The following is an 8,718-nucleotide window of genomic DNA, read 5'->3' as shown; positions in this document are numbered from 1 at the left end:
GAAGAGCCAAATACCTAAGATTCATAATCCTAAAAGCAAAAAAACACCCACTAAAGTTTCAGTGGGTGTATTTGTTATCTATTCTATTGTTGTGGATAGTAGATTACTCTACTCCAAGATGTCCTTTAACTAAGTCTTCGATTCCTTGCATTTCAGCTTGAACGTCAGCGTCGTTAATCATAATATTTTCTAAAGCTAATTCGATTTCACTGAATACTTCTGAAGATCCTACATAAGGAACTTGTGATTGACCGTAGTCTAACTCTGCTGAAGCCGCTTCTACAAGTGGGTTTTCAGCTAAGTAGTCTTGCCATAAGTCAGAATCTAATCCTGCTTGAGTGATTGGTAAGTAACCAGTTCCAATTGCCCATTTAGCTGTATTTTCACCTTCTAATAAGTAAGCTAAAAATGCAGCTGCACCAGCGCGTTCTTCTTCTGAAGCTGATTCAAATACGCCTAAATCATTACCAGCGAATAAAGTTAAGTTTTCACCATCGTTGAATACTGGAATTTCAGCTGTAGTCATGTTAATTCCATTTTCTTCAATTCCTGGTAATACGTGTGCTAAACCAGCTGAAGATCCGATGTATAATGCACTTGCACCTTGTGAGAATGGACCTGACATGTATCCGTCTTCTCCAGCTTGACGTGCATGTCCATTAGTAATTAAATCTTTAATGAATTGTACAGGTTCAGTGGCAGTTTCTGAAGCAATTTCAACTTCTGTTAAATCATCAGAAATCCAAGTTGCACCATTTTGACGAGCCATTGTTTCAACTTCCATTGAGATAGAGTTTTCTAATCCCATTGCTTCTTCTTCTAAACCAGCTTCGTCAAGAGCTTCACCTAAAGCTTGAACTTCAGCCCAAGTTGTTGGAATTTCTGCTTCAACTTCGTCTAATAGATCTTGGTTAACAAACATTAAACGAACTGATTTTGAGAATGGCATTGCATAGATTCCATCATCATAAGTAACACCAGTCATGAACCCTTCAAAGATTCCGTCTTTTAACTCGTCCGTCCAACCATTTTCTTCTGTTAAGTAAGCGTCTAATGGCGTTAATAAACCTTGATCACGGTAATCAGGTGTATTTGAGTTTGTTAATTGAGACATTGTTGGTAAGTCACCAGACACACCAGATGCCATGATACTTTGTTGTAAAGTACTGTAGTCACCTTGGTTTTGTTCAACAACAACATATTGGTCTTGTGAACCGTTGAATCCTTCAACTAATTCAGTGATCATGTCTTGGTGTGGACCGTTCATTGCGTGCCAGAAAGTAATTTCTACTGGCTCTTCTTGTGCTTGGGCAGTGAATGGTGCAAATGCACTTACTGATACTGATGCCGCTAAAGCAGCAACTGCTAATTTAAATTTCTTCATTAAATAATTCCCTCCTGAGGATATATTGACTAACCTTTTAGTCCAGAGTTTGAGATACCTTGAATAATGTAACGTTGCAACAATAGATAGATGATAACCATAGGAACAATAACAATCGTTGAGGCAGCCATTAATAACTCAAATTGCGTACCCGCTTCTGTTGTAAATGCTTGAAGTCCGACAGGTAATGTACGTAAACTTGTATCATTTGTAACAATCAGTGGCCACATGAATGAGTTCCAGCTTCCGATCACCTTCAATATCATCACCGCGACAATCGATGATTGAGACAGTGGTACCATCATTTCCCAAAGGAAACGCCAGTCACTACTTCCATCCACTTTCGCAGAATAATATAAAGCATCTGGTATCGATTCAAACGACTGCTTTAGAGTAAAGATTGAGAATACACTCGCTAACCAAGGGATGATTAATGCCCAATAAGTATTAATTAAATCCCAATTTGCCAAAGTAACAAAGTTCGGGATGGTCATCAATTCACCTGGGACCATCATCGTAGCTAACAATATTATAAATATTAAATCTTTACCCCAAAATTTAAGTTTAGCAAAGGCAAAAGCTGCCAATATGCTAGTAAATAATTCACCCGCAGTGGAAGCCACCGTGACAATCACACTGTTTACGAAATAACGAGCGAACGGCGCTGCTTCAAGCGCTTCTTCATAGTTTGAAAACAACCAATTGCTTGGTAAAAGGGCCGGTGGAATCGCAATCGCTTCACCAGCTGATTTCAAACTGGTTGACACCATCCAGAAGAATGGTAACACCATCAAGATACCGCCTAGAAAAAGCACTAAATAAATTGAAAATAATTGTAAGAATTTTTTCATGCTTACCCACCTCGCTTCTCAAAATACCGATTACCAAGGTATTGAATGATTGTTATCACAAGTACAATTAAGAATAAGACAATTCCGGATGCCGCAGCGACACCATAATCGAATTGTTCGTAGAATTTTCTAAATAGATAATAAACAACAGTCGTTGCTGAGCCTACCGGTCCAGGTCGTCCATTGAATAAAGCAAAAACTTCATCAAACACTTTAAATGAATTAATCGTTCCAACAACTGACAATAAGAACAATGTCGGTCTTAAGAGTGGAATAGTAATGTTTGTAAATCTCGCCCAAACTCCTGCTCCATCAACTTTAGCAGCGCGATAATAATTATCACTAATATTATTTAAACCAACTAATAGAAGCAGAATGTTAAAACCTAACCCCTTCCAAATCGCCATGATAATAACGGCTATCATCGCGTTATCAGGATCTCCTAGCCAGTTGATGGCATCAACACCAAAGAGTCCTAAGATATAGTTAATTAAGCCATATCTAGAGTGGTAAAGCCAACTCCAAACTACTGAAATTGCAACCGTACTCGTTACAAAAGGTAAGAAGTAAACAGAACGGAAGAAGCCTTGGAATTTAGGAATTGAATTCAGTAATACAGCTACAAACAAAGATATAATAATCGATGCAGGTACTACACCAATAACATAAATCGCTGTGTTCTTTAAAGCTTTGAAGAACTCAGGGTCAGTGAGTAACTCATGATAATTATCCATCCCACGAGCATTAATCTCACCCGAGAAGATATTAAAGTCTGTATAAAAACTCATATCAATCGATTTAAAGATTGGATAAATCGTAAAAATACCAATAAAAATAATGGCTGGTGCTAAATAAAGCAAAGAGACTAAAGTACTTTTTACTGTTGCCTTCTTATTCATCTTTATCCCTGCTTTCCAGGCGATTCCCTTCTATATCGAAGTATAAAGTGTTTGCTTCATCAGCATTAAAGTAGATTGTATCGCCAACATTTAAGCCTTCAGTATCGACATCCGAAACAATGAATTTCTCACTGTCATTAATTAAATGAATCTTGATGTCCTTACCAACACGTTCGATACGTTCAACTGTTGCACTTAATAAGTGTGATTTCTCATTAGCTATAACTAGATGTTCTGGACGAACTCCAAAGTGGAACCAGTCTTTATTATAGAATGAGTGTTCTTTATTGATAGAACGCGATTCTTTTGTAAAAATATTAATAATTGGCGACCCAATAAATTTCGCAATAAATAAGTTTTTAGGGTCTTCATATAAAGTAACAGGATCTGTCATTTGTTGAATTTCCCCATCGTCTAGGACCATAACGTGATCTGCGATACTTAAAGCTTCTTCTTGGTCATGGGTTACAAACACGGTTGTGACACCCGTTTCTTTTTGAATACGGCGAATTTCTTCACGCATTTCAATACGTAAACGCGCATCCAAGTTACTTAATGGCTCATCCATTAATAGAATTGACGGTGATTTCGCTAAGGCACGACTAATCGCTACCCTTTGTTGTTGTCCACCGGATAATTGACGTGGGTATTTATCTAGTTGATCGCCGATCTTAGTTAACTCCGCCATTTCAGTGGCGATGCGACGTCGTTCCTTTTTACTCACTTTAGCCATTTTTAAAGGGAACATAATATTCTCTAAGACGGTTAAATGTGGATAAAGCGCATAGTTTTGAAATACTAAACCAACCCCCCGTTTAACTGGGTCTAAATTCGTGACCTCTTTATCGTCAAAGTAGATTTTTCCTTCAGTTGCATCTAACAAACCAGATATGAGATACAATGTGGTTGATTTCCCACTACCACTTGGGCCTAAAAATGAAATTAATTCGCTACTAGGCAGGGTGAAATTAATACGGTCTAAAACCGTTCTATCCCCAAATTTCAGCGTTACGTCTTCAAATCTTACTTGCATACTGACACCTCATCCTTCTCAAGTTATTTTAGTATATCAAGCTACTGTAAATTTTTTGTAAATTTTATGTAAAATAATCGTATCTTAATTATTCTCATAAATTACCCATATCAGCAATATCTAATTTAGGATCCCATTTGAGATGCTGATAATTTGAATTAATATAGTCCCATTTTTCTTGAGTATAATTGCCTAAAGCATCTTTCATTAACGTCGCGATATCAATATTTGAGATTGATTCAATTTTTTCTTTACCGTACCACTTAAAGTCACCCCCACCGACTGCTCGGTATTGAGATAAGGCCACACTGTAAGTAGCATTTTTATCCAGCTTTTCTCCAGTTCGATCATCGACAATACTAGTCACACGGTGCCCAACAGGTTGTGTCATATCAACGGTTGTAGTCATTCCACTATAGACGTCAAAGTTATAATGTCTTGGTTTAGGTTCAACATATTCTGGATTCACATGGATATTACCTTGAGCGTTTACTTCTAGGTATTGTAAGTTGAATTCCATGACCTCATATAGATCATTACCCGTGACATTCACTTTAGCGATTAAATTATAGAAAGGATAGCTCTTTAATAAAATTTCATTCGTAATTTCACCGTGGAAATTTACAAAAGCGTTATTAACTAAAGCCACAGAACTAAAATCAGCCCCTGTTTCATCGAATTGAATTTGATTTAATAATTCAATAAAAGGATGGCCATTCAGACGCGCATCAATTGGACTTGTAGTCACTTGTTCTAAAGGTGCGACACCTAATACGGTATTCAACCAATTATTTCCATCAGTAATTTCAGGTTCCATGACAGCTTTAACTGCTTGGTTAACCTCACATTGAGACGTATTATGAAGTGTACCGTTTATTCCTGAAATCTCTTGATTATCCGTTAATTCAATTTCGACTTCAGCTACTATTTCACCGGCATAGCCAGGTTGAATCACGTAAGTTTGGCCCACTTGTTGATTCAACTCGCGGTGTTGATGACCTGTTAATAAGACGTCAACCCCTTCAATACCCGCCAACATTTCAGACCCTTGGTTTTCTTTCGTTAATTCTTCTAAAGGTTCCTTAGTGACTAAGTCTCTTTCGAAACCACCATGATACGCTAATATGACAACATCCACTTGGTCACGCACTATTTCAACGTAATACTTAGCGGATTCAAAGGCATCCTCAAATCGCAACCCCTCATAATGGGCAGGCAATTCCCAGTTTGGAATATAAGAAGTTGTTACTCCTACAATACCAATCTTGATGCCATTTTGTTCAATGAGATCATACGGTTTTCCTAAAAATGGTTTGCCCGTCGCATCATCAATAATATTGCTGACAAGTAAATCCGCATTCAAATCTTCAATTATCTGGTCGCGATAATCTTGCCCAAAGTTAAATTCATGATTCCCAATCAATTGATAATCATAACCAATCGCATTCATCGCACGAGAAATAACTCTTCCGTCTTGACGTTCTTGGCTCAAGTAGGTTGCAAAAGATGACCCTTGGATAAAATCTCCTAGATCTATCGTTAAAGTCACATCAGCCTCTTTGGCTTTTAAATTTTTAATACAAGTTGCGGTATTGAATAAAGATGCCTTTGGATTATCTGGTTGATTTAACCAATGCCCATGGGTATCGCTTGTTACAATTAATCTAATAACTTGTTGACTCACTTTATCTCTCCTCTACTTACTCAGTTCCTTCATTGAATCGATGGAATATTGCTTGTTATATTCAGGTAACCAAGTTGTAACTCCATACGTTTCAAGGGCTTCACTGTATAGTTCTGGCAATTTTGTGTGCCAAGGAACGGTGACTTTTGCGTTAATTGTGTAGGCAACCGCTAATAAATCTTCTTTAGAAGCATGTCCTGACACACCCGCATCAACCACTCGCCAACCGTTATCGTGTAAGCCACGAATATAAGTTTCATAACCTTCCATGAATAATCCTAAAGGAACACCATTTGAATGAAGTAAAATCCCTTTTGGTAAATCATATAATTGCTCGTAAGTAAATTCGTCCACTTGAATTGCGAACTGTTCAGGATTTGCTTGAATTTGTTGGACAGTCACGCCGAAGCTCGCATCTTCCGTTGCTAAAGGAGCGACATGATCTAAGTCTTTGACATATTCGAATGCTAGATTATATAGACTCGCTTGCAGTACAAATGTGCGTTTATACTCATTGAATAAATGCGCTAATTCAACCACGCGATCCACATTTTGTGGATAACCATTAAATGCTACTAATTTATCTGAGTCTTTAATTAAAGCACGTACGTCTCGCATTAAGCCAAATTCTGTGTGACTGCCTAAGCGTTCAATCAGTGGTTCTAATGCCTTTTCAAGGGCAGATGGTTCAATCGTTTCGCTGAAACTATAACTTGTTCCCTCAAGTAATAAGATATCTGGTTGGAAAGCTTTTGCTTTAATTGTTGTCTCCATCACTCTTTCCGGATGGAAACCACTTAATCTCAAGTCTCCTGAGTAAATTACTTTAACATCAGGAGCTTTAATAAAGATACTTGCCGCCCCTTCCGTATCATGATCACTTAGATGAAAAGTAATTGAAAACTCACCATGTTCAATCGTCTCACCGGGTTTTACTGGTGTCCAATTTACTGGATAGTCCGGTAGAAATTCGTGCTTGTTCAACGAATGATATAAAGCAACCGCTGTCTCGGTTGCATAGACAGGAATATCCGGATGTAAATGAGCCAAGCTCCCCACATGGTCCAAATGTAGATGTGAAATTAATACAATCGTTTTTAAGTCTGAAGCTTCATAACTCAATGTTGAATTATCTTCTAAAGCTTCTTGTCTAAATAGACCATCAATTTTAGGCAATTTATTGTCATCATATAATGCTTGCGTATTTTTCTGATATGCTAATTCATTAATATCAACACCAACAACTGCCCCAAAATCTGTAATAATACGATAGCCATTGTACACTAGCGAGATTATATTACCGCCGATCGTATCTAAGCCCCCATGAAATTCCATAATTGTTTTGTGATTCATTCAAAATAACTCCTTTATCTTAGGTCTAAAAGTATTCTAGCACTATCTAAAGTGAAAAGACAAATAAAAATTTAATATATGAGAAGACGATAATTTAAAATCTATTAGTATTAATCAAGCCAACAAAAGTCTAAGAAAAAAAGCCGAAGCAACTATATCTAGTTGTTTCGACATTTTTTTGTTTATTTAACTTTTAGTACCAGTTATTCGCGTTGTGGTGAGCTAAGGCTGCTTGCCAGCTTCCGTAACGTGATGCAACATATCCGTTAGCTGCTGCTTCTTGACTGGCTGGTGATCTATCACCATATCCATATGTCGTGAAGTATGAATCTAACATTTGGTAAGCTCCGTAGTGGTTTCCAGATACACTATAAATATCATAGTTATGTGTACTTTCACGACGGCGGATTTCTAATTTAGCTGCTAATTCAGATTCTGATAGACCAGCATTTTCTGGCATTGAACCTAGACTTGCTGAGTAGTAGTCAATTGAACCAGAAGCTGGCTCTTCGACAACAGGTTCTTCAACAACAGGTTCTTCGACTTCAGGTTCCACATAAACTGGTTCCTCTACCACTGGCTCTTCTTCTTCGACTACTTCCCATGGTTGAGTTTCTTCAGGAACAGTTAAGTCAGTTTCGTAAGTTGGTTCTTCAACTTCTTCTACGATTTCTTCTTCAACAATTTCTTCAACGACAGGAGTTTCTTCAACAACTTCAGTGATTTCTTCCTCTAGTACAGGCTCTTCTACCACTGATTCTTCAATAATTTCTTCTTCGACTACAGGTGTTTCTTCAGCAGCAACTTCTTCTGTTGCCTCTTCTTCCCAAGTGACTAAGTTTTCTGGGTAAGAAACCTCTGCTGTTTCATAAGTGAATTCTGATACTTCTTCAGCTGCTTCAACTTCTTGCGTTTCGGGCGCAATCCATTCTTCAACTGTGTTTAATACTAAACCATCTTCAGTAATTGGTTGAGTTACTCCTGGTTCTACGACTTCTTCAATAACTTCTTCAGTTTCAACTGGTTCTACTTCTTCACCAGTTTCAGTTGAGTAAGTCACTTCTTCACCTAAATCTTCATTAGCGAAAGTCACTTGATGATGCTCTTCGTTAAAAGCTAATGTTGAACCTGCAATAATTAAGTCAGGATTTTCAAGTTGGTTTAATACTGTTACTTCTTCAACAGATAGCCCTAACGCTTCTGCGATAACTGATAAAGTATCTCCCCATTGAATTGTATATTTGCCTGTTTCAGCAATTTCTTTATTTATTGAATCGGCAACATCTACGATTGAACGCTCGGTCCAAGTCCCTGATGCTTCGTTATCACCGATGACTTGTGCTTCTGCACTATTGATCGCCATTGATGAAGCAGAAACTGCAATTGTAGCTGCCACAAGTTTTAGTGATTTTCTCATTTATGTAATACCCCTTTATATTTAAAATAATTAAATATCATATTTGATGACTTATGATATATTAACTCAAGTTCAAATATAAAGAAAGAGCTAAAGG

At 37.5% G+C, this 8,718-nt stretch carries 7 protein-coding genes; all 7 read right to left on the bottom strand.

What is annotated here, in order from left to right; all coding sequences use genetic code 11:
* Positions 1 to 103 precede the first annotated feature (103 nt).
* The 7 genes from HW423_RS09005 to HW423_RS08975 all read right to left on the bottom strand — a co-directional run bounded on the left by HW423_RS09005 (position 104) and on the right by HW423_RS08975 (position 8,621).
* Entirely contained in the window at positions 104 to 1,384 is a 1,281-nt protein-coding gene (locus tag HW423_RS09005) for an ABC transporter substrate-binding protein (RefSeq protein ID WP_218931583.1), read from the bottom strand.
* Between the two features lie 29 nt (positions 1,385 to 1,413).
* Positions 1,414 to 2,235 (bottom strand): carbohydrate ABC transporter permease, encoded by an 822-nt coding sequence (locus HW423_RS09000; protein WP_218931582.1) that lies wholly within the window; start codon positions 2,233 to 2,235, stop codon positions 1,414 to 1,416.
* A 2-nt stretch (positions 2,236 to 2,237) separates the two neighbouring features.
* Positions 2,238 to 3,134: a carbohydrate ABC transporter permease gene (locus HW423_RS08995; protein ID WP_218931581.1), complete on the bottom strand. Its 897-nt coding sequence runs from the start codon at positions 3,132 to 3,134 to the stop codon at positions 2,238 to 2,240.
* A complete protein-coding gene (locus tag HW423_RS08990; protein ID WP_218931580.1) occupies positions 3,127 to 4,167 on the bottom strand; it encodes an ABC transporter ATP-binding protein in 1,041 nt (346 codons plus the stop codon). The genes HW423_RS08995 and HW423_RS08990 overlap by 8 nt, the downstream gene beginning before the upstream one ends.
* A gap of 94 nt (positions 4,168 to 4,261) precedes the next feature.
* Complete coding sequence (locus tag HW423_RS11445; protein ID WP_218931579.1) at positions 4,262 to 5,851, bottom strand: bifunctional metallophosphatase/5'-nucleotidase; 1,590 nt, start codon at positions 5,849 to 5,851, stop codon at positions 4,262 to 4,264.
* Between the two features lie 12 nt (positions 5,852 to 5,863).
* On the bottom strand, positions 5,864 to 7,204 hold the full coding sequence (locus HW423_RS08980) for an MBL fold metallo-hydrolase (RefSeq protein ID WP_218931578.1): 1,341 nt from the start codon (positions 7,202 to 7,204) through the stop codon (positions 5,864 to 5,866).
* Between the two features lie 193 nt (positions 7,205 to 7,397).
* The gene (locus HW423_RS08975; protein ID WP_218931577.1) at positions 7,398 to 8,621 is read right to left on the bottom strand and encodes a LysM peptidoglycan-binding domain-containing protein; all 1,224 of its coding nucleotides are present in this window, start codon (positions 8,619 to 8,621) and stop codon (positions 7,398 to 7,400) included.
* Between the last annotated feature and the right edge of the window lie 97 nt (positions 8,622 to 8,718).

It is taken from the genome of Ruoffia halotolerans (genome assembly GCF_014049385.1).
In the GTDB taxonomy this organism is placed as follows: domain Bacteria; phylum Bacillota; class Bacilli; order Lactobacillales; family Aerococcaceae; genus Ruoffia; species Ruoffia halotolerans.
Note: the sequence above shows the minus strand (reverse complement) of the source record. Positions and strands in the feature narration are given on the sequence as shown.